Source organism: Stenotrophomonas sp. YJH_SMC_133, assembly GCF_059370655.1.
Genome location: NZ_JCAFTW010000001.1, coordinates 533,406 through 554,233, shown reverse-complemented (window position 1 = coordinate 554,233; position 20,828 = coordinate 533,406). Strand labels below are relative to the sequence as shown.

The following is a 20,828-nucleotide window of genomic DNA, read 5'->3' as shown; positions in this document are numbered from 1 at the left end:
CTCGGACCAGCGCAATTCCGTGCTGACCCAATGGCTGCACCACTACAACTGGCACCGCCCTCACATGGGGATCGGTGGCCAGCCACCTATTTCCAGAGTCCTGCTGAACAACGTGGTGGGTTTACACAGTTAGTCGACTGCCGTTTGCGGAAGGAACGAAGAGCCCGCGCTTCGCGCGATAGTCGACTAACTGTGATCTCTCGGTAGGTTGTTCATCCGGGGCATCTTTGGAAAATGGTGGTTACCACACCTGTCCAGTCCCCAAAGAGCCCGGATGAACCACCATAAAAATGCCCGTTTGACGCCGTTTAGTCGAGAACTTCTTGTCCGCCGCATCACTGAGCAAGGCCTTCGGCCAGAAGAGGCCGCCCAGGCTTGCGGGGTGAGTGTGCGCACGGCTTACAAGTGGCTGGCCCGGTATCGAGCCGAGGGCCTGAGTGGGCTGCAGAACCGCAGCTCTCGGCCCAGCCGCAGCCCCCATAGCACCCCCGAGGCGCTCGTTGAGCAGATCGTCCAGCGTCGACGTCAACGGCAAACCTACCTGACCATTTCCAAGGCACTGGGCGTGGCTCACAGCACCATTTCACGACTGATGCGTCGAAGAGGACTCAATCGCCTGTGCCTTCTGGACCCACCGAAGAAGGCGGTCCGGTATGAGTACGACAGCCCGGGCGGCTTGCTGCACTTGGATATCAAGAAACTCGGCAACTTCCGCCGGCCCGGGCACCGGGTCGATCCGAATCGGCGTGGCAACGCTGGCGGCGGTGGCTGGGGCTATGTCCATGTGGCCATTGATGACCACTCCCGAGTCGCTTTCAGTAGCGTTCACACCGATGAGAAGGGCTCAACGGCCTGCCAAGCGCTGCTGGCCGCCGTGGCGTACTACAGGACGCTGGGAGTCACCTTCCAGCGTGTCCTGACTGACAACGGCGCCTGCTATCGCTCCGGCGTCTTCGCTCGACTCGTCGCCTCGTTGGGCATGAAGCACTATCGGACCAAGCCCTACACCCCGCGAACCAACGGTAAGGCCGAGCGCTTCATCCAGACCAGCTTGCGCGAATGGGCCTACGCCTGCGAGTACGCTTCGTCAGAGCAGCGCGACGCCGTGCTGCCTGAATGGCTGCACCACTACAACTGGCACCGACCCCACATGGGGATCGGCAGCCAACCGCCTATTTCCAGAATCCCGCTGAACAACGTGGTGGGTTTACACAACTAACAGTCGACTCTACCCGGTCGGCTCTACCCAGCCGGTTATACCCTGTCGGCCCTATCTGGGCAGCGCAAACGCCATCACGTAATCACCCTTCGGGGTTTCCATGAAATGGTGGCCGCCGGCCATGATCACCACGTACTGGCGCCCGCCCTGCTCGTACACCATCGGGTTGGCCTGGCCGCCGGCAGGAAGCTTGGCGTGCCAAAGCTCCTTGCCGGTCTTCAGATCGATGGCACGCAGCAGGTCATCGGTGGCGGCGGCGATGAAGATCAGGCCGCTGGCGGTCACTACCGAACCCCCGTTGTTCGGCGTGCCGATCTCGATCGGCAGGCCGGAACGGATGCCGAACGGTCCGTTGCCGCGCGCACTGCCAAACGGACGGTCCCACAGCAGCTTGCCGGTGCGCAAGTCGATGGCACGGATACCGCCATAGGGCGGCTGCTTGCACAGCAGGCCAGTGAACGGCAGCCGCCAGCCGGCGTTGACCTGGATGGCGTAGGGCGTACCCACCTGCGGGTCGCCCGCGCCTTCGGCACCGCCCTTGTCGAACCGGACCTTCTCGCGTGGCAGCCAGCCCAGCCGGTCGGCCTCCGCGCGTGGCACCAGCCGGTTGTAGTTGGGCATGTCGTTGTAGTTGGCCACGATCACGCCGCGGCGCGTATCGATGGACACGCTGCCCCAGTCCGAGCCGCCGTTGTAGCCGGGGTACTCGATGGAATGTCGCTCGCTGCTCGGCGGCGTGTAGAACCCTTCGTAGTACGCCTTGCGGAACTGGATGCGGCAGACCAGCTGGTCAATCGGGGTGATGCCCCACATGTCACGCTCGGTCAGGTCATGTTCGCGGCGCAGCGTGTGGTACAGCGAAAACAGCTGGGTGGGAGAACGCTGCTCGGGTTCGACGCCGCCAACCGGTACCTTGCGCTCTTCGGCCGCGGTCAGCAGCTGGCCGTTGCGGCGATCGAGGATATAGAGGTCGCCCTGCTTGGTCGGCAGCAGGATCGCCGGCACCTTGCCCGCCGCCGTCGGGTAGTCGATCAGGCTGGCCTGCGACCCCAGGTCGTAGTCCCACACATCCTTGCGCACCGCCTGGAAATGCCAGGCCGGCTTGCCGGTGGCCACGTCGATCGCCACCAGCGAGGTGGAATAGCGGTTCTGGTTTTCCGTGCGCGAGCCGCTCCAGTAGTCGCCCGCGGCATTGCCCAGCGGCAGGTAGACCAGGCCCAGCGCTTCATCACCGGTGGCGGTGGTCCACATGTTGGGCGTGCCGCGCGTGTAGGTCTGCTCGCGCGGCGGCAGGCCGTTGCGCTCGGGCTGGTCCATGTCCCACGCCCAGCGCAGCTTGCCGGTGATGGCGTCGTACGCCTGGATCACGCCCGACGGCGCATCGCGGCGCTGCCCATCCAGCACCTGGTGGCCGGTCACGATCACGCCGCGCACGATGGCCGGCGGCGAGTTGATCGACACGTAACCCTGTGGCACCTCGCCCATGCCCAGGGTGATGTCGACCTGGCCGTTGTTGCCGAAGTTGGCGCAGGGGCGGCCGCTGTCCGCGTCCACCGCGATGATGCGACCGTCCAGCGTGCCTTCAATGATGCGCGCCCAGCACGCCGGACGACTGCCCGGTGCAGCGCTGCGGGTGACGCTGGGCGGCGGCTCCGGCAGGGCCAGATCGGCAGCGACATCGGCCAATGCCGCGTCAGCAAGGGTCGGCGTGCTGGGCTGCTCGTAATAGCTCACACCACGACAGGCAGCGGTATAGGGAATCGAAGCATCCTTCACCTTTGGATCGAACCGCCACAGTTCCTTGCCGCTGGCAGCATCAAGCGCGATCAGGCGGTTGCGTGCGGTGCACAGGTACAGGCGGTCGCCGATCTTCAGCGGCGTGGTTTCGGCACCCCAGCGCTTCTTCGGCATATCCCCGGTACGGAACTGCCAGGCCGGCTGCAGCGTGGCCACATTGGCCGGGGTGATCTGCTGCAGTGGCGAATAGCGGGTACCCGCATTGCTGCGGCCCCACGCCGGCCAGTCGCCCTCGGCGGGCTGGTCAGCCGGCTGCAGGCCCGTGGTATCGCGCGTAGGTTCCAGTCCGGCGCTGACCGCGCCTTCCGGGAACGGCTGATGCCCATCCACTTCACCATGCGGCGCGAAAGCCAGGCCGAAGGCGGCCACGAACACCAGCATCAGCACGCCCGCCACGCTGCGCGACAGGGGTTTTGAAACCGGCTCGCGCAGTGTCGGCGCCAGCAGCGCCAGCACGATGCCGAGCGCAGTCACCAGCCCGAGCCGCGGTACCCAGCGCCAGTAGTCGCTGCCCGATTCCCACCAGGTCCACAGCAGCGTGCCGATGAACACCAGCGCATACAGCAGCGCGCCGCTGCGGCGGTTGCCGAACAACAGGGTTCCGCTGGCCAGCAGGCCGAGCCCGGCGATGGCGTAGTACGCCGAGCCACCCAGGCTGAGCAGCCACCCACCGAGGCCACCGATGACCAGGCCGAGCACGACCAGCAGCAGTGACAGCACGGTGACGAGGGGATGCCGGGAGGCGCGGACGGGAGCAGGAGCGGACTGCGGCGTGGCGGACATCGTCGATCTCCGGGGGCAGCATGCGCCCTTATCCCACCGCCTGCGTGAAGCGCGCGCGTATGCGTGGCACCCGGATACGACGACGCCGGCGCAGGGCCGGCGTCGTCGGTACCTCAGGCTCGCGGCAGGATCACTCCTGCGCGGCGTCCTCGCTGCTGGCAGCAGCCGGTGCGCCGTCGGTCGTGGCCGGGGCGGCGGCAGCCACCTCGTCCTCGTCCTCGTCGATCGAGGCATCCATGCGCTCCACCGCCTGCAGCTTCTCGTCCTTGGAGAGGCGGATCAGGGTCACGCCCTGGGTGTTGCGGCCGACGCGGCTGATTTCCGAGCCACGCGTACGCACCAGGGTGCCACCATCGGAGATCAGCAGGACTTCGTCGCTGGAGCCCATCAGCACCGCGGCGACCAGCTTGCCATTGCGCTCGGTGGTCTGGATGCCGATCACGCCCTGGGTGCCACGGCCCTTGCGCGGATAGTCCGGCAGCGGGGTGCGCTTGCCGTAACCGTTCTCGGTGGCGGTCAGGATGTACTGAACGCTGGCGTCGTCGGCGCCGTCGATCACCGCATCGCCATTGGCGGCGGCTTCCTCGACACCGTTGTCGTCCTCGTTCTCGTCCTCGATGCCACCGGCACTTTCGGCCACGATCAGGCTGACCACTTCCTCGCCGGCCGGCATCTTGATGCCCCGCACGCCGGTGGCGGTACGGCCCATCGAGCGGACCTTGTCCTCGCCGAAGCGCACGGTCTTGCCGTTGGAGGCGAACAGCAGGATGTCGCGCTGGCCGTCGGTCAGGCCGACGCCGACCAGCGCGTCGCCCTCATCGAGGTTGATCGCGATCTTGCCGCGCGCCAGACGGAAGGCGAACTCACCCAGCGGGGTCTTCTTGACCGTACCGTTCTTGGTGGCGAAGAACACGAACTGGCCATCGGCGTAATCGCGCACCGGCAGTACGGCCTGCACGCGTTCACCCGGTTCCAGCGGGATCCAGTTGATGATCGGACGGCCGCGGGCGTTGGAGCCCGCTTCCGGCAGCTGGTAGACCGGCAGCCAGAACACCTTGCCCGAACTGGTGAAGGTCAGCAGCGTGTCATGCGTGTTGACCAGCCACAGCTGTTCGATGAAATCCTCTTCCTTGGTCGCGGCCGCACTACGGCCACGACCACCACGGCGCTGCGCGCGGTACACGCTCACCGGCTGGCGCTTCACGTAACCGGCATGCGACACGGTGACCACCACGTCTTCCGGCGCGATCAGGTCGAGGATGTCCAGGTCTTCTTCGCTGTGGCGGATCTCGGTACGACGCTCGTCGCCGAATTCGGCCTTGACACTGACCAGCTCTTCGCGGATCACCTGCAGCAGGCGGTCGGGATCTTCCAGGATGTGGATCAGCCCGGCGATCACTTCCAGCAGCTGCTTGTACTCATCGGTCAGGCGGTCCTGCTCCAGCCCGGTCAGGCGGTGCAGGCGCATTTCCAGGATCTGGGTAGCCTGGATCTCGGTCAGCTGGTAGCCGCCCTCGATCAGGCCCACGCCCTTGGGCAGGTCTTCCGGGCGCGAGGCTTCGGCGCCGGCGGCACCCAGCATCGCACCGACCAGGCCCGGCTCCCACACGCGGGCCAGCATGCGCTCGCGTGCTTCGTTCGGGTTCGGCGAGGTCTTGATCAGTTCGATCATCTCGTCGATGTTGGCCAGCGCGACGGTCAGGCCTTCCAGCACGTGGGCACGGGCGCGCGCCTTGCGCAGCTCGAACACGGTACGGCGGGTGACCACTTCGCGACGGTGGCGGACGAACGCCTCCAGCATCTGCTTGAGGTTCATCAACTGCGGGCGGCCATCGACCAGCGCCACCATGTTGATGCCGAACACCGATTCCATCTGCGTCTGCTGGTACAGGTTGTTCAGCACAACCTCGGCAGATTCACCGCGCTTGATCTCGATGTAGATGCGCATGCCGTCCTTGTCGGACTCATCGCGCAGCTCGCTGATGCCTTCGATCTTCTTTTCCTTGACCAGCTCGGCGATCTTCTCGATCAGACGCGCCTTGTTCACCTGGTAAGGAATTTCGGTGACGATGATCGACTCACGGCCGTTGTCGGCCACTTCGATATCGGCCTTGGCACGGATGCGCACGCGGCCACGGCCGGTGCGGTAGCCGGCGACGATGCCGGCGGTGCCGTTGATGATGCCGGCGGTCGGGAAATCCGGGCCCGGGATGTACTCCATCAGGCCGTCGACGTCGATTTCCGGGTTGTCGATCAGCGCGATGCAGGCGTTGATCGATTCGCTCAGGTTGTGCGGCGGGATGTTGGTCGCCATGCCCACCGCGATACCGGCCGAACCGTTGACCAGCAGGTTCGGGAACCGGGTCGGCATGACCGTCGGCTCCAGTTCCTTTTCGTCGTAGTTGGGCTGGAAATCGACGGTTTCCTTGTCGATGTCCGCCATCAGCTCATGCGCCAGGCGCGACATGCGCGCTTCGGTGTATCGCATTGCCGCGGCGGAGTCGCCATCGATGGAGCCGAAGTTACCCTGGCCATCAACCAGCATGTAACGCAGCGAGAACGGCTGTGCCAGGCGCACCAGCGTGTCGTACACCGACTGATCGCCATGCGGGTGGTACTTACCGATGACGTCACCGACGATACGCGCCGACTTGAAGTAGGGCTTGTTGCTGTGCGCGTTGAGTTCATTCATCGCGAACAGCACGCGGCGATGCACCGGCTTGAGGCCGTCGCGCGCATCCGGGAGCGCGCGGCCCACGATCACGCTCATGGCGTAATCGAGGTAGCTCTTGCGCATCTCGTCTTCCAGGTTGACCTGGATGATTTCCTTGGCGGTTTCTGCCATTCGGGTTCCGTTGTCTGGTAGCGGTCCAGTCCGGCGCAGCCCCCTCCGGGAGGGGGTCGTGCCGGAACCTCGATTCAACCTGCGGATATTACCACAACAGGCCGTTTTCCGCCTCCCTTTACGGGTATTTTACCTGCACAAATCAGGAACTTAGGGGGTTGCCGGCCCGCGGCCGGCACCACCGGGGGGCGGAGGTCACGCGGCCCCTCCCCCGCGCGTCAGCCGCCGAAGGCGGCGCGCATGTTCTCCGGGGTCGGGTTCAGGATCACGCCGCGCTCGGTCACGATGGCGTCGATCAGCTCGCCCGGGGTGACGTCGAACACCGGGTTCCAGGCAGCGATGCCCTCTGCCACCGTGCGGGTGCCGCCCACGCCGTACAGCTCGCCCGGATCGCGCTGCTCGATCTCGATCTGGCTGCCGTCCACGGTCTCCATGTCCACCGTCGAGGACGGCGCCACGACCATGAACTTCACGCCGTGATGGCGGGCGGCGATGGCCAGCTGGTAGGTCCCGATCTTGTTGGCGGTATCGCCGTTGGCGCAGATGCGGTCGGCACCGACGATCACCCACTGCACAGCGCCGGTCTTCATCAGGTGCGAGGCGGCCGAATCGGCGATCAGCGTGGCGTCAATGCCATCCTGCTGCAGCTCCCACACGGTCAGCCGCGCGCCCTGCAGCCACGGACGGGTCTCGCCAGCGAACACGCGGGCAATGCGGTGTTGGGCCATGCCGGCGCGGATCACACCCAGCGCGGTGCCGAAGCCGGCGGTGGCCAGCGAGCCGGTGTTGCAGTGGGTCAGCACGCCGCTGCCGGCTTCGATCAGGCCTGCGCCCAGCGCGCCCATGTGGCGATTGGCGGCCAGGTCTTCCTCGGCGATGGCCTGCGCTTCCGCCTCCAGCTTCGCCTTCCAGTCAGCACCGGCGGCATTCAGGCAACGGCGCATGCGCGCCAGCGCCCAGGCCAGGTTGACGGCGGTCGGACGCGAAGCGTTCAGACGCTGCAGCGCCGGTTCCAGCTGCTGCAGCGCGTGCGCACCGTCTGCGGCCTGCACGTCACGTGCGGCCAGCACCACGCCCCAGGCGGCGGCGATGCCGATGGCCGGCGCACCGCGCACGGTCAACGCGTGGATGGCCGCAGCCACTTCGTCACTGTCATGGCAGACCACATGCTCGACCACGAACGGCAGCTTGCGCTGGTCCAGCAGTTGCAGGGCATCGCCGGTCCACAGGATCGGGCGGATATGGTCGTAACGGGCGTAGTCGATGTCGGAGGCAGTGTTCATGGGCCCATTGTAGGGCCACGCCCCCCGGGGTTGGAGCCCGCCCGGGCTCAATTCACCGAGAACTCGGCGCGGCAGCCACCGTCCACCCAGATGCCGTTGCGGTTCCAGCCCCAGGTGTTGCCTTCCTCGCACGGGGTGCTGGACAGCTGCTCGGAGACGGCGGCACCGACCGAGATGCTGGCGCCGCAGAAGCGGCGCTTCTTCGACTTCGATTCACAGGTCAGCCGGCGTGGTACGTCAACGAATCGGCCGTCCTCGTCAGCCACTTCGAAATCCCCCTGGCAACCGCGGCTGGTCCAGACTTCATTGCGCTTGTAGCCCCAGCCCTGTCCTTCGCGGCATGGCAGCGCCGACAGCTGGCGCAGCAGGCGTACTGGCGCGCCATCCAGGCGCACCGGGCAGCTCTGCGGGCGACCATTGGATTCACAACGCACCACGCGACGGACCAAGCGCTTGCCCTCGCTGGCTACCGGCGCGCCACCCGCAGCGCGGCGTGCGCGGAACTCGGCGCGGCAGCCCAGCGTGACCCACACGCCACTGCGGTCGGTGCCCCATTCGCTGCCACGGATACAGCTGCTGTTGGAAAGCTGGCGCACCAGGTCGACGCCGTTGCTGACATCGATATCGCAATGCACCCAGCCCATGTCGCGTGATTCGCAGGTCACCACTTCACCGTCGTAGCCGGCCTGCTGGGCAGATGCCGATGACGGCAGCCAGGCACCCCAGAGCGCGATGGAGTAAACCGGTGCAGCGACAACCGCAAACCACTTGACCAAAGCCTTCCCCAGCAGGAATGGATGAACTGCGTGCCAGTGTCCGGCATCTGCCGTGATAAGAGCATCATCCTGCTTACCGAAGCAAGCGCGGAATCGCGGAATTCCGTTCAGTCTTTGACGTTCAGGAACGCAGGTCGCTCATGCGTGGGCAAAGTCGTAGGCCAGCACGTCGGCGATGCGCGGCGTGCGGTTCATCGCCATCAGGAGGCGATCGACCCCCACCGCCACGCCCGCGCACGCCGGCATCGATGGCAGTGCGGCCAGCAGCGCCTCGTCCAGCGCCGGCTGCACCTGGCCACGTTCATGGCGTCGCTGCAGGTCACGCTGGAAGCGCGCGCGCTGCTCGTGGGCGTCGTTCAGTTCGTGATAGCCGTTGGCCAGCTCCACCGCGCCCAGGTACAACTCGAAACGCTCGGCCAGGGGCGGTGTACCGGCACGGATGCGCGCAAGCGCCGCCTGGCTGGCCGGCCAGTCATGGACCACGGTCATCACCGCGTCATCGAAGTGCGGCTGGATGCGATGGGTCATCAACAGGTCCAGCCAGTCGTCGCGGGTCAACCCGACCGGATCGATGTGCACATCACCCAGCGTGGCCCGCAATGCAGCCTCATCGGCCTTGAACGGGTCAACGCCCACATGCTGCTGGAACAGCTCGCGGTAGCTCAGCACGCGCAGGGTCGCACTGCGCCCGACCAGCGCCAGCGCCTGGCCGACCAGCTCGGCGGTCTCCTGCACCAGGCGATGATGATCCCAGCCAACCCGGTACCACTCCAGCATGGTGAATTCCGGGTTGTGGCGGCCGCCCGCCTCGCCATTGCGGAACACCCGGCCCAGTTCGTAACAGTCACCCACGCCCGCCGCCAACAGGCGCTTGAGCGGATACTCCGGCGAGGTGCGCAGCCAGCGGCGGCGTCCGCCGGCATCGACATGGCCGGTGAAATCGGTATGGAAGCTGTCGATGTTCGGCTCGGTGTTGCCGGCCACCGACAGGATCGGCGTTTCCACTTCCAGCACATCGCGTTCGGCGAAGAAGCGGCGGACCAGCGCATTGAGCGCGGCGCGCTGCTGCAGCGCGCGCAGCAGGGCCTCGCTCACAGGATGCCCTCCGGGCGCGGGTGGTCCAGCGGCAGGGTCAGCAGATCGCGGGTGTCATCGATGTAACCGCTCGCCAGATAGAGGCGACGGGCCAGCTCGTTGTGATGGTTCACTTCCAGGCGCAGGCGGCTTACGCCGCGGCCCCGTGCCCGCTGTTCGCAGATGGCCAGCGCCTGCTTGCCGCGGCCGCGACCACGCGCACGATGGCTCAGGTACAGCTCGTCCAGCAGCATGAAGTGGCCGCCCTGCTCCAGGCTGAAGCCCATCGCGATCACTGCGTAGCCGACCACCTCGGCCGCCTCGTCCAGCCACAGCAGCACTTCGCCGTTGCGTGGGTCGGCCAGCAGCGCATCCACGCCGCGACGCACGCGCGCGTCGTCGAAGTCGATCCTGTCTTCGGCATAGAACTCGCGCATCAACGCGATCAACAGTTCTTCGTCGGCACGGGTGGCCAGGCGGAAATCCAGTGGGGCAGTCTGCATCGGTGTTCCTTTGTGCTTCATGCCGGGTGCCGGGCACCCGGCGGCGTCATCATTCGTGTTCGGCAAGATAGGCCAGCAGGCGGTCCTCATCCCACACCGGCACGCCCAGCGACTGTGCCTTGTCCAGCTTGGAGCCGGCCTCGGTACCGGCCACCACGAAGCTGGTCTTCTTCGACACACTGCCGGAGACCTTGGCACCCAGCGCTTCCAGGCGTTCCTTGGCGGCATCGCGGGTGAGCTGGGCCAGGGTGCCGGTCAGCACCACGGTCTGCCCATCCAGCGGACCCGCCACGATCTCGGCCAGCGCCGGCGCCTTGGCCAGGATCTCCCGCATCGCGTTCTCGGCGGCCAACAGCATCGCACCGTGGCCATCAGCGTCCAGCCATTCGGCCAGACCGCGCGCGGTGTCATCGGGCAGGCCGGCGTTGACGAACTGGCCATGCTCGGCGTCGAGCACCGCCTGTGCGCCGGGAAGCGCAGCCACCAGCTTTTCGGCGCGCAGACGGGTGATGCCGGGGATCTCCGACTCGACCAGCAACTGCGCCAGATCCAGCCCTTCGCGCAGCTTGGCACTGGGCGCATGCACGTCGCTGATGCGCACCTGGCCGACCTGCAGCAGGTCATCGATGGCCTGCTGGTTGCCCTGCTGCTCGAAGAAGTGGCCAAGCGAACGCGCCACTTCGCCACCGATGTCCGGCACACGCTTGAACAGCGGCCACGGCAGGTGACGGATCAGCTCCAGGTCACCGAACCACTGCGCCAGCGCCTTGGCGGTACTTTCGCCCACATGCTCGATGCCGAGCGCGAACAGCAGGCGCTCCAGCGTGGCCGCGCGACTGGCGTCGATCGCTGCGATCAGGTTGTCGGCCCACTTGGTGGCGATCTTCTTCGTGTTCCATTCGAAGCTGGCCGGCTGCGCCAGCGCCTGCGCGCGCCAGCCCGGATCGTTGCCGTCCAGCTTGAGCACCGCATTGAGCACCGCACCACTGCCCTCGGCGGGAAGGTGCAGCTTCAGCGCCGCTGCCAGCGCCGACGGCTCCTCGGCGTCCAGCACCAGCTTCAAGTGCAGCAGCGTATCGCGGCTGAGCCGGTACAGGTCGGCCACGCTCTTGACGATGCCCGCGTCGACCAGGGTTTCGATGTACTTGTCGCCGAGACCGTCGATGTCCATGGCACGGCGCGAAGCGAAATGGGCAATGGCTTCCTTGCGCTGCGCCGGGCAGGACAGTTCGCCCGAACAACGCCACGCCGCCGCCCCCTCCTCACGCACGATCTCCGAGCCGCACACCGGGCAGCGCGTCGGCATCTGCCACGGCGTGGTGCCCTGCGGGCGGCGGTCGAGAATGACGCTGACCACCTCGGGAATCACGTCGCCAGCGCGGCGCACGATCACGCTGTCGCCAACGCGCACATCGAGGCGCGCGATCTGGTCGGCGTTGTGCAGGGTGGCGTTGGACACGATCACGCCAGCCACAGCCACCGGCGCCAGTCGCGCGACCGGCGTGGCAGCACCGGTGCGGCCGATCTGGATCTCGATCGCCTCCACCGTGGTGCTCTGTTCCTGCGCAGGGAACTTGTGCGCGATGGCCCAGCGCGGCGCACGGGAGACGAAGCCCATCGCCTGCTGACCCGCCCGGTCATCCAGCTTGTAGACCACGCCATCGATATCAAACGGCAGGCCGTCGCGGCGTTCACCGATAGTGCGGTAGTAACCGAGCAGGCCGTCGGTGCCCTCCACCACTTTGCACAGCTCACTGACCGGGAAGCCCCAGGCGCCGAGCTGGGCCAGGGTGCCCGAATGGGTGTCCGGCAGCTCGCCGCCCTGCACTTCGCCGGTGCCGTAGGCGAAGAAACTCAGCCTGCGCTGCGCACTGATCTTCGGGTCGAGCTGGCGCAGCGAACCGGCCGCCGCGTTGCGCGGATTGGCCAGCACCTTGCCGCCCTGCAGGCGCGCACGTTCGTTGTAGGCCTCGAAGTCGGCGCGGGCCATGTAGACCTCGCCGCGCACCTCCAGCACATCCGGCCAGTCCTTGCCGTGCAGGCGCTTGGGAATGTCACCGATTTCGCGCAGGTTGGCGGTCACGTCCTCGCCGGTACTGCCATCGCCACGGGTCGCGCCAAGCACGAAATGACCATCCTCGTAGCGCAGGCTGATCGCCAGGCCGTCCATCTTCGGCTCGGCCGAGAACCGCAGGCTGCGACGCCCCAGGCGCTCATCGATGCGACGCACGAAATCGGCCACTTCCTCGTCGCTGAAGGCATTGGACAGCGACAACATCGGTACCGCGTGGCGCACTTCCGGGAAGCGGCCAGAGGGGCGCGCACCGACCTGCTGGGTCGGGCTGTCGGCACGGGCCAGTTCCGGGTGCTCGCGCTCCAGCGCTTCCAGCTCGCGCACCATCCGGTCGTAGTCGACGTCGGGGATCTCCGGCGCGTCCAGCTCGTGATAGGCGCGGTTGGCCTGGGCGATCTGCCGGCGAAGGTCTTCGGCGCGTTCGGCGGGGCTGGGGCTCATCGGAATCCGGTGGTTCTGGGATGGCCGGGGATTCTACCGCGCCCAGCCGTCAGGCCCTGTAACGCCTCCGCCTTTGCAGCGTCGAGCGTGCTCGACGGGCACTCCCCGCTCCGGCAGGTGCCAACCTTCTCCCTCGTTCCGGCAGGTGCCAACCTTGGTTGGCACATCTGCATGGCGCGACGCCACAAAAAGCAGCTTGCCGCCCACCCTCGCCGGCGCTAGCGTGCGACGGTCTGCCCTTCGGAATCCTGCCCGTGACCCTGCCCGCTTCCCGTCGACGCTTCCTGCAACTGGCCGGAGCCGGCCTCGCCGTCGCCGGCAGCGGGCTGCCGCGGCCCGGCCATGCCCAACCCGCGACAGCCGTCGCCCCGGGCCCCGCCGAAGGTGCGGTGCTGCTGAATTTCAACGAATGCCCCTACGGCCCCTCGCCCGCAGCCCAGCAGGCGGCACGCGACAGCATCGCCGGTTGCGGCCGCTACCGTTTCGCACTGGCCGGTCAGGTGCGCGACGCCTTCATCGAACAGGCGCGCATTCCGGCCGATCACGTGCGGCTCTATCCGGGTTCCAGCGAACCGCTGAACCGTGCCGCCGTGCTGTGGACCGGCCCGCAGGCGGGACTGGTAGTCGCCGATCCGACCTTCGAGACGCTGGGCGAGGTCGCGGCCGCACACGGTGCGCACGTGCAGAAAGTGCCATTGCACGACGACGGCGCACATGACCTGCGCGCGATGGTGGCCGCCGCACACGCGCGCTCGACCGGCCTGCTGTATGTGTGCAACCCGAACAACCCGACCGGCTCGATCAGCCCGCCGGATGAGCTCGCCTGGCTGCTGGCCCACAAGCCTGCGTCCACCCGCGTACTGGTCGACGAGGCCTACCTGCAGTACAGCGAGCAGCCGAGCCTGATCGCGCAGGTGGCGCAGCGCGATGACCTGATCGTGTTGCGCACGTTCTCCAAGCTTTATGGCATGGCCGGCCTGCGCCTGGGCGTGGCGGCCGCGCATCCCGACCGCCTGCGCGAACTGGCCAGCCTGGGCGACAACCCGCTACCCGTGCCAGCACTGGCCGCGGCACTGGCCAGCCTGCAGGATCCTCAGTTGATCGCGCAGCGGCGCCTGCAGAATGCCAAGGTGCGGCAGGCCACCATCGCGTGGCTGGGCAAGCGTGGTTTCAGCTGCGTGCCGTCGGAAGCGAACTGCTTCGTGGTGGATGTGCAGCGCGACGGTGCCGCCTTTGCCAAGGCGATGGCAGACAACGGCGTGATCATCGGCCGCAGCTGGCCGATCTGGCCGCAGCGCGTGCGCGTGACCGTCGGCACCGAGGACGAGATGGCCGCGTTCCGCGGGGCATTTGCCAAGGTCGCCGGCGTACCGGCCTGACCCTGTTGGTGGGGGCGAACCTTGGTTCGCCCCATCCACGCATGGCGTGGATCTACTGTTGTGGGTGCCGACCGCTGGTCGGCACACCAGGGCGCTCACCAGCGCGGGGTCTTGGTCAGCGGCGGCGCCTGGTGCTGGCGATCATAGGCACGCAGTTCGTCACGGATGTGCGCGATGCGCTGCCGGCCGAGAGCGTTGCGGCTGTCGTCCAGCACCACGCCGTCGAGCAGCTCGGCCATGCGCTGCACGGTGGGCAGCATCTTCTCCCAGGCATCCAGCGCGGTCAGCGGCGCCGGCAGGGTCAGGAAGAAGGCGATGGCCGGGGTCTCCATGGCGCGGATGTTGGCCATGTCGAAGCTGCCCGGCTTCATGATGCTGGCCATCGAGAAGATCGGGCCGCGCTCGGGGTGGCCTTCCACCAGGCGGTGGAACACGTTCATGTGGCCGAACACCAGGCCGGTCTTCTCCGCCGCCACCACGATGTCTTCGCCACGCAGCTGTTCGCCGGCGCGAGCGGCCACGAACAGCGACACGATCTTGTCGAAGTCCTGGGTGGCGCGCTTGCCAAGGTCGCTGGCCGCGCCGGCGTCGGTGTCGGCCAGGCCAAGCTCGGCCTGCTCGCCTTCCGAGCCCATGCCCGGCTCTACGCGGCCATCGGCCACAGTGACGCCATCATCGCCCAGCACCGGCTCGCGACGCTCGCCGCCGGTCGGTTCCGCGCTTTCCACGCGACGCCCCTGGGGCTTCTTCTTCGGACGGCCAAACAGGAAGATCGCAGCGATCAACAGCAGGCCGGCGGCCAGGATGCCGATGCGCAACAGTGCCGTGTCGGACATTCGATAGGTTCTCCGGCTAGTTCATTCAGGTAATTAGGATGGCACGTCAGGCCGCGCCCGCCAATCGTGCGGCTTCTTCCAGGTCCACGCTGACCAGGCGGCTGACGCCCGGTTCGCGCATGGTCACGCCCGACAGCTGGTGCGCAGCTTCCATCGTCGCCTTGTTGTGGCTGACGAACAGGAACTGCACCTTCTCGCTCATTTCCTTGACCATGTTGGCCAGGCGACCGACGTTGGCTTCATCCAGCGGTGCGTCCACCTCGTCCAGCAGGCAGAACGGTGCCGGATTCAACTGGAAGATGGCGAACACCAGCGCTACTGCGGTCATCGCCTTTTCGCCGCCGGACAGCAGCGAGATGCTGGACACGCGCTTGCCCGGCGGGCGCGCCATGATGGTCACGCCGGTGTCGAGCAGGTCTTCACCGGTCAATTCCAGGTAGGCGTGGCCGCCACCGAACAGGCGCGGGTACAGCGCCTGCACGCCGGCGTTGACACGGTCGAAAGTGTCCTTGAAGCGGCCGCGGGTCTCGCGGTCGATCTTGCGGATGGCATCTTCCAGGGTTTCCAGCGCTGTGGTCAGGTCGGCGTGCTGCGAATCCAGGTAGTCCGAGCGCTGCGAGGCCTCGCCGTACTCGTGAATCGCAGCCAGGTTGACCGGCTCCAGCCGGCGCATGCGGCCATCGATCTGGTGCACGGCCTGCTCCCAATCGCCCAGGCGGGCATCCTCGGGCAGTGCGTTGAGTACGTCCTGCAGCACGAACCCGGCCTTCTCCACCGCCGCCTGCAGGGTATCCGCGCTGAGCACCAGCGCCTGCTGGTCAAGCTTGCGCTGCGAAATACGCTCACGCTGGGCCAATGCCTGTTCGTCGCGCTGGTGGCGGGTCTGTTCGTAGTTGCGCAGCTCGGCGTCGATGCCGTCCAGCAGCGTGCGCGCCTCGGTCAGCACGCGATCGGCGCGCACGCGCTCTTCCAGCGCGTTCTGGTGCTCGGCCTGCAGCGATTCGACCGGCGAATCGCCTTCATCCAGCTGCGAATGCAGTTCGCCCAGGCGCGAATCCAGCTGCCCGCGCTGGGTGCCCATGCGCTCCAGCGCCTGGCCCAACGAGGCCAGCTGCGCACGCTGCGATTCCAGGGTCAGGGCCAGCGAATGCGCGCGCTCGCGTACCGCACGGGCGGCGTCGCGAGCCAGGTCGCGCGCCTCGGTCAACTGGCGGCGCTCGCCCTCCAGCCGTTGCCGGGTCGATTCCAGGTCGCCCATGCTGCTGACCGCGTTCTCCAACCGCGAGCGCGCTTCACGCGCTTGTTCGTTGTTGGCTTCAATGGTTTCCTGCAGCTGCTTCAGCTCGCCTTCGATGCGATCGATGCGCGTGCGCGCTGCCTCCACCTTGCCCTGCTGGCCCTGCAGCTGGCCGGCCAGTTCGGACACCGCGCGATGGGCCTGGTACAGCGCACGCTGCGCGTCTTCGCGCTGCTGTTCGGCAGCCTGCAGCTGCTCTCGGAAGCCGGCCAGCTGTTCTTCCAGTTCGGCCTCGCGGTCCTGCAGCTGCTCGATCTGCTCACGCAGTTCCTGGATCTCACGTTCGCGCAGCAGCGCGCCCTGCGCGGCGGCACCGGAGCGCGATACGCGCAGCCAGCCCTGGCCCAGGCGCTCGCCACTCTGGGTGATGATCGAATCGCCTTCCGGAAGGCTGGCCTGCAGCACCTTGGCCGCGGACAGATCCCTGGCACCGTGCAGGTGCGCCAGCAGGCGCCGGATCGCTGCCGGGCCACGCACGCGTGCAGCCAGCGAGGTCGGCGCGACCTTCAGGTCCGCGCCATCGTTGGCGACCAGCGCAATGTGGCCCTCGCCCAGTTCGCCCAGCGCGTCGACCAGGCTGGCCGGGTCATCGACCAGCACGCCTTCGATCAACTGGCCGAGCGCGCTTTCCACCGCGTTTTCCCAACCGGCATCGACATCCAGGCGTTCGCCGACACGCGCCGCCGAGTCCAGCCCACGCGCCTTCAGCCAGGCCACGGCAGCACCCTGCTCCTGGCCCAGCGCGGCCTGCTGCAGGGTTTCCAGCGAAGCCAGGCGACCGCGCAGGCCATTGGCCTGCTTGCGCAGTTCGGCCAGTTCGTTCTGGCCATTGCGCTGCTGTTCCTGCACCGCCGCCACGCCCTGCTTGCGCAGCTCGACGTCTTCGCTCAGTTCATCCAGCGCGGTCTTCTGCGTGTCGTGCTGCAGGTGCAGCTGCTCGAAGGCTTCTTCCAGCGCATCCACGTCCAGCCCGGCGCGCTCGGCGGCCAGGGCTTCACGACGCCGGTCGGCATCGAGGATCTGCTTGTCCAGGTAGTCCACGCGCGTGCGCTCGACGTCGCCGGCGCGCGAGGCTTCCGAACTCTGCGAGGTGTGCTGTTCCCAGCGCTGCTGCCAGCTGGCCAGCCGGTCTTCAGCCTCGCGCAGGCTTTCCTGCTTTATCTCGTTTTCTTCCTGCAGTTCTTCCAGCTGCGGGGTGGCGGCCTCTACCGCCTCCCGCAGCACCCTCAGCTTGGCCTCGTCGCCACTGATGTGCTGCCCCAGTTCGGCCAGAGCCTGCTGGGTTTCGTCGCGCGCCTTGTGCAGGCGCTGCGACAGCTCGCGCTGGTGCTGGATCTGCTGCTCCAGGCGGGCCAGGGTGCTGCCGACCTGATAGACCGCCGCCTGCGCGGTGTTGAGCGCATCGGCGGCCTCTTCGCGACGCACTCGCGAGGTTTCGATGCGGGCCTCTGCGTCGCGCTGATCGGCGATCAGCTGCTGCAGCTTGGTCTCTTCCTGCGACAGGCCTTCGCGCAGCTTCGACAGGCGCCCATCGAGGCCACGGAATTCCAGCGCCTTCCACTCGGCATCCTTGATCCGACGCTCTTCCTGCAGAGCCTGGTACTGCTCGGCCTGCCTGGCCTGGCGCTTGAGGTGTTCGAGCTGCTTGCTGATCTCGTCGCGCAGGTCACCCAGCCGGTCCAGGTTCTCACGGGTGTGGCGGATGCGGGTCTCGGTCTCCTTGCGGCGCTCCTTGTACTTGGAGATGCCGGCTGCCTCTTCCAGGTACACGCGCAGGTCTTCCGGGCGCGCCTCGATGATCTGGCTGATCATGCCCTGCTCGATGATCGAGTAGCTGCGCGGGCCCAGGCCGGTGCCGAGGAACAGGTCGGTGATGTCGCGGCGACGGCACTTGGTGCCGTTGAGGTAATAGTTGCTGGTGCCGTCGCGGCTGACCGTGCGCTTGACCGAGATCTCGTTGAACGAGGCGTACTCGCCGGAAATCGTGTGGTCGGAGTTGTCGAAGATCAGCTCGACCGTGGCCTGCGACACCGGCTTGCGGGCATTGGACCCGGAGAAGATTACGTCGGTCAGCGAGTCGCCACGCAGGCGGCTGGCCGAACTCTCGCCCATGACCCAGCGCACGGCGTCGATGATGTTCGACTTGCCGCAGCCATTGGGCCCCACCACGCCGGTCATGTTGGTCGGCAGGTGCAGGGTGGTCGGATCGACGAACGACTTGAAGCCGGACAGCTTGATCGTGGAAAGACGCATAGGGGTTCCGGACTGGGGCCGGCAAGCGGCCTGCGTTTACCCTCCAAGCCATTGATCCTGTTGGGATCGATGCCCGTGGAACGGGTGTGACGCCCTGAGTATACCGATGTGGACGTATTCTACGAATGGGCGTGGAACATTGCCCACCCCGTCGGACGGACCTGGCCCGACACCGCGGAACGGCGCCAAAAACAAAACGGGCACCCTTGCGGGCGCCCGTTCTGCGGTGATGCCAAGCCTTGCGGCGTGGGATCAGGCTTCGGCGACGACGACGACCTTGACGGTGGTCTCGACGTCGGCGTGCAGGTGGACCAGCACGTCGTATTCGCCGATGTTGCGGAAGGCGCCTTCGCCCAGGATGACTTCGCTCTTTTCCAGCGGCAGGCCGGCGGCGGTGAAGGCCTCGGCGATGTCGCGCGGGCCAACCGAGCCGTACAGCTTGCCTTCGGTCGAAGCGTTGGCGGCGATGGTCACGCTCGCGCCTTCCAGCTTGGCCTTGCGGCCTTCAGCGTCGGCGTGGATGGCCTGGGCCTTGGCTTCGTATTCGGCGCGCTTGGCTTCGAACTCGGCCTTGTTGCTCTCGGTGGCCGGCACGGCCTTGCCCTGCGGCACGAGGAAGTTACGGCCGTAGCCCGGCTTCACGTCGACCAGGTCGCCCAGGTTGCCGAGGTTGGTGACTTTCTGCAGGAGGATCAGCTGCATGGTATTGCTCCAGATAAGTTATTCGTTAGCGAGGCGATGCCCCGCAACAAAGGCTGTCCGAATAGCTGGCACAGCGGGGGCGGCGCCGGGCCGCCCCGCTGGCATCAGACGTCGTGGTTGTCGGTGTACGGGATCAGGGCCAGGAAGCGAGCGCGCTTGACGGCGGTCGCCAGCTGGCGCTGGTACTTCGACTTGGTACCGGTGACGCGGCTCGGCACGATCTTGCCGTTCTCGGTCAGGTACTGGCGCAGGGTGTTGAGATCCTTGTAGTCGATCTCCTTCACACCTTCAGCAGTGAACTTGCAGAACTTGCGGCGACGGAAGAACTTGGACATGGGAAGGCTCCTTAGGCGGCGGAAGCGGCGTCGTCGCCGGCTTCGTTGTCAGCGGTGTTGTTGGACTCGCCTTCTTCGTCGTCACGACGACGGCGCTCACCGCGCTCCGGCTTGTCACCCTTCTCGTCCTTGCTCTTCATGATCAGCGACTGCTCGGTGTCAGCCTCGTCACGCTTGATGACCAGGTTGCGCAGCACGGCGTCGTTGAAGCGGAAGCTCTCGGTCAGTTCGTTCAGAACGGCCTGGTCGGCTTCGATGTTCATCAGCACGTAGTGGGCCTTCACCAGGTTCTGGATCGGGTACGCAAGCTGGCGGCGGCCCCAGTCTTCCAGACGGTGGATGGTGCCGTTGCCGTTCTCGACCAGCGACTTGTAGCGCTCGATCATGGCCGGGACCTGCTCGCTCTGGTCCGGGTGGACCATGAACACGATTTCGTAATGACGACTCATGTTTTTTTCTACCTTTCGGATGTGGCCTTGCGGCCGGACAGCCCCCCGCCGTTGAGACCGCGGTGGGGCAAGGATTCCCGCCGGGAGGCAGGAAGCCGCGCATTATGGCGCAGATGGGGGTGCCGGGCAACCGGCGGGTCACAGGGCAACCTGAACCGGGGGCGCAGCCCCCATGCCGACCCAGGCTGGCCGCTACCGGAGCCCCGCACAGCCCAAGAATCCGCCTGGATTCACCCCAGGTCGACGTGAAGGCGATGCTGGCCGCATTCCAGGCACTGGAACAGGCAGCCGACCATCATCCCGTCCCGACTCAGGTGCGCCAGCACCCAGTCGGCGTCGCGCGGATTGACCTCCGCCACATCGGGCCGGACCTGGTCGAGGATGGGCAGCAGATCGTCGCTGCCGGCGAAACCGAGGAAGGCGCAGGGCCGTTCACAATGGCTCAGCCAGACCGATTGCTGCCAGGACGGGTAGCCCGGCGTGCGCTCGCAGATCTCCAGCAGCAGCTCACGGGCGATGCTCGGCGGCGGGTCGGCCGGGTCTGGCGAGACCCCTTCGATATCACTCCAGCCGGTGAATTCACCCTCGTAGCTGGCCGCCGCCCTGCCGTCGGCGATACACCAGGGGCAAAGGTAATCCGGACGCAGACGGGTGTAGAACGGCCCGCGGTAGCGCAGTGTGCGCGGCTGGCCGCAGCAGTCACAGATTCCGTCGACCTCTTCGAAGGAGAGGGCGTAGGCGTTGGGATGATAGGTAAAAGCCGGTCGTTCCATCCGTGGGGT

The 20,828-nt window shown here is 66.8% G+C and carries 16 protein-coding genes; 3 read left to right on the top strand and 13 right to left on the bottom strand.

Annotated elements, in window-relative coordinates; translation table 11 throughout:
* On the top strand, positions 1–133 hold a 133-nt coding region (locus AC5P78_RS02495), incomplete at its 5' end, for an integrase core domain-containing protein (protein ID WP_139338732.1).
* Between the two features lie 141 nt (positions 134–274).
* The gene (locus AC5P78_RS02490; protein ID WP_201862251.1) at positions 275–1,219 is read left to right on the top strand and encodes an IS481-like element ISStma12 family transposase; all 945 of its coding nucleotides are present in this window, start codon (positions 275–277) and stop codon (positions 1,217–1,219) included.
* A 51-nt stretch (positions 1,220–1,270) separates the two neighbouring features.
* Here AC5P78_RS02490 and AC5P78_RS02485 read toward each other — a convergent pair whose 3' ends face one another.
* The 7 genes from AC5P78_RS02485 to ligA form a co-directional block, all read right to left on the bottom strand.
* Entirely contained in the window at positions 1,271–3,799 is a 2,529-nt protein-coding gene (locus AC5P78_RS02485; RefSeq protein ID WP_414498651.1) for a membrane-bound PQQ-dependent dehydrogenase, glucose/quinate/shikimate family, read from the bottom strand.
* 130 nt (positions 3,800–3,929) lie between these two features.
* Positions 3,930–6,644, bottom strand: coding sequence for a DNA gyrase subunit A (gene gyrA / locus AC5P78_RS02480; protein ID WP_111197195.1), 2,715 nt, complete (start codon positions 6,642–6,644; stop codon positions 3,930–3,932).
* A gap of 218 nt (positions 6,645–6,862) precedes the next feature.
* Positions 6,863–7,927 carry an S-methyl-5-thioribose-1-phosphate isomerase gene (gene mtnA, locus AC5P78_RS02475; protein ID WP_005413901.1) on the bottom strand — a complete coding sequence of 355 codons (1,065 nt, stop codon included), beginning with the start codon at positions 7,925–7,927 and terminating at the stop codon, positions 6,863–6,865.
* 47 nt (positions 7,928–7,974) lie between these two features.
* Positions 7,975–8,703: a DUF3011 domain-containing protein gene (locus AC5P78_RS02470; RefSeq protein ID WP_065183944.1), complete on the bottom strand. Its 729-nt coding sequence runs from the start codon at positions 8,701–8,703 to the stop codon at positions 7,975–7,977.
* 138 nt (positions 8,704–8,841) lie between these two features.
* The gene (epmA, locus tag AC5P78_RS02465; protein WP_099523252.1) at positions 8,842–9,798 is read right to left on the bottom strand and encodes an EF-P lysine aminoacylase EpmA; all 957 of its coding nucleotides are present in this window, start codon (positions 9,796–9,798) and stop codon (positions 8,842–8,844) included.
* On the bottom strand, positions 9,795–10,280 hold the full coding sequence (locus tag AC5P78_RS02460; protein WP_005413904.1) for a GNAT family N-acetyltransferase: 486 nt from the start codon (positions 10,278–10,280) through the stop codon (positions 9,795–9,797). Before AC5P78_RS02460 ends, epmA begins: the two co-directional genes overlap by 4 nt.
* Before the next feature lie 49 nt (positions 10,281–10,329).
* Complete coding sequence (gene ligA / locus AC5P78_RS02455; RefSeq protein ID WP_172958440.1) at positions 10,330–12,801, bottom strand: NAD-dependent DNA ligase LigA; 2,472 nt, start codon at positions 12,799–12,801, stop codon at positions 10,330–10,332.
* A gap of 248 nt (positions 12,802–13,049) precedes the next feature.
* Between ligA and AC5P78_RS02450 the strand changes: the two genes are divergently transcribed.
* Positions 13,050–14,174, top strand: a complete 1,125-nt coding sequence (locus tag AC5P78_RS02450; RefSeq protein ID WP_012480756.1) for a pyridoxal phosphate-dependent aminotransferase — start codon at positions 13,050–13,052, stop codon at positions 14,172–14,174.
* A 95-nt stretch (positions 14,175–14,269) separates the two neighbouring features.
* Here AC5P78_RS02450 and zipA read toward each other — a convergent pair whose 3' ends face one another.
* From zipA to AC5P78_RS02420, 6 genes are all read right to left on the bottom strand, one after another.
* Positions 14,270–15,010, bottom strand: a complete 741-nt coding sequence (gene zipA, locus AC5P78_RS02445) for a cell division protein ZipA (protein WP_005410225.1) — start codon at positions 15,008–15,010, stop codon at positions 14,270–14,272.
* A gap of 46 nt (positions 15,011–15,056) precedes the next feature.
* On the bottom strand, positions 15,057–18,560 hold the full coding sequence (gene smc, locus AC5P78_RS02440) for a chromosome segregation protein SMC (protein ID WP_099527300.1): 3,504 nt from the start codon (positions 18,558–18,560) through the stop codon (positions 15,057–15,059).
* Between the two features lie 252 nt (positions 18,561–18,812).
* On the bottom strand, positions 18,813–19,262 hold the full coding sequence (gene rplI / locus AC5P78_RS02435; protein ID WP_005410227.1) for a 50S ribosomal protein L9: 450 nt from the start codon (positions 19,260–19,262) through the stop codon (positions 18,813–18,815).
* A gap of 104 nt (positions 19,263–19,366) precedes the next feature.
* Entirely contained in the window at positions 19,367–19,597 is a 231-nt protein-coding gene (gene rpsR, locus AC5P78_RS02430) for a 30S ribosomal protein S18 (protein ID WP_002804494.1), read from the bottom strand.
* Between the two features lie 11 nt (positions 19,598–19,608).
* Positions 19,609–20,046, bottom strand: a complete 438-nt coding sequence (rpsF, locus tag AC5P78_RS02425) for a 30S ribosomal protein S6 (RefSeq protein ID WP_005410228.1) — start codon at positions 20,044–20,046, stop codon at positions 19,609–19,611.
* 230 nt (positions 20,047–20,276) lie between these two features.
* Entirely contained in the window at positions 20,277–20,819 is a 543-nt protein-coding gene (locus AC5P78_RS02420; protein WP_005410229.1) for a CbrC family protein, read from the bottom strand.
* Positions 20,820–20,828 lie beyond the last annotated feature (9 nt).

Bases quoted from the DNA above. Each gene is read 5' to 3' on its own strand.
- AC5P78_RS02490 (WP_201862251.1), top strand. From the start codon at position 275: ATGAACCACCATAAAAATGCCCGTTTGACGCCGTTTAGTCGAGAACTT.
- AC5P78_RS02485 (WP_414498651.1), bottom strand. From the start codon at position 3,799: ATGTCCGCCACGCCGCAGTCCGCTCCTGCTCCCGTCCGCGCCTCCCGG.
- gyrA (WP_111197195.1), bottom strand. From the start codon at position 6,644: ATGGCAGAAACCGCCAAGGAAATCATCCAGGTCAACCTGGAAGACGAG.
- mtnA (WP_005413901.1), bottom strand. From the start codon at position 7,927: ATGAACACTGCCTCCGACATCGACTACGCCCGTTACGACCATATCCGC.
- AC5P78_RS02460 (WP_005413904.1), bottom strand. From the start codon at position 10,280: ATGCAGACTGCCCCACTGGATTTCCGCCTGGCCACCCGTGCCGACGAA.
- zipA (WP_005410225.1), bottom strand. From the start codon at position 15,010: ATGTCCGACACGGCACTGTTGCGCATCGGCATCCTGGCCGCCGGCCTG.
- smc (WP_099527300.1), bottom strand. From the start codon at position 18,560: ATGCGTCTTTCCACGATCAAGCTGTCCGGCTTCAAGTCGTTCGTCGAT.
- rplI (WP_005410227.1), bottom strand. From the start codon at position 19,262: ATGCAGCTGATCCTCCTGCAGAAAGTCACCAACCTCGGCAACCTGGGC.
- rpsR (WP_002804494.1), bottom strand. From the start codon at position 19,597: ATGTCCAAGTTCTTCCGTCGCCGCAAGTTCTGCAAGTTCACTGCTGAA.
- rpsF (WP_005410228.1), bottom strand. From the start codon at position 20,046: ATGAGTCGTCATTACGAAATCGTGTTCATGGTCCACCCGGACCAGAGC.
- AC5P78_RS02420 (WP_005410229.1), bottom strand. From the start codon at position 20,819: ATGGAACGACCGGCTTTTACCTATCATCCCAACGCCTACGCCCTCTCC.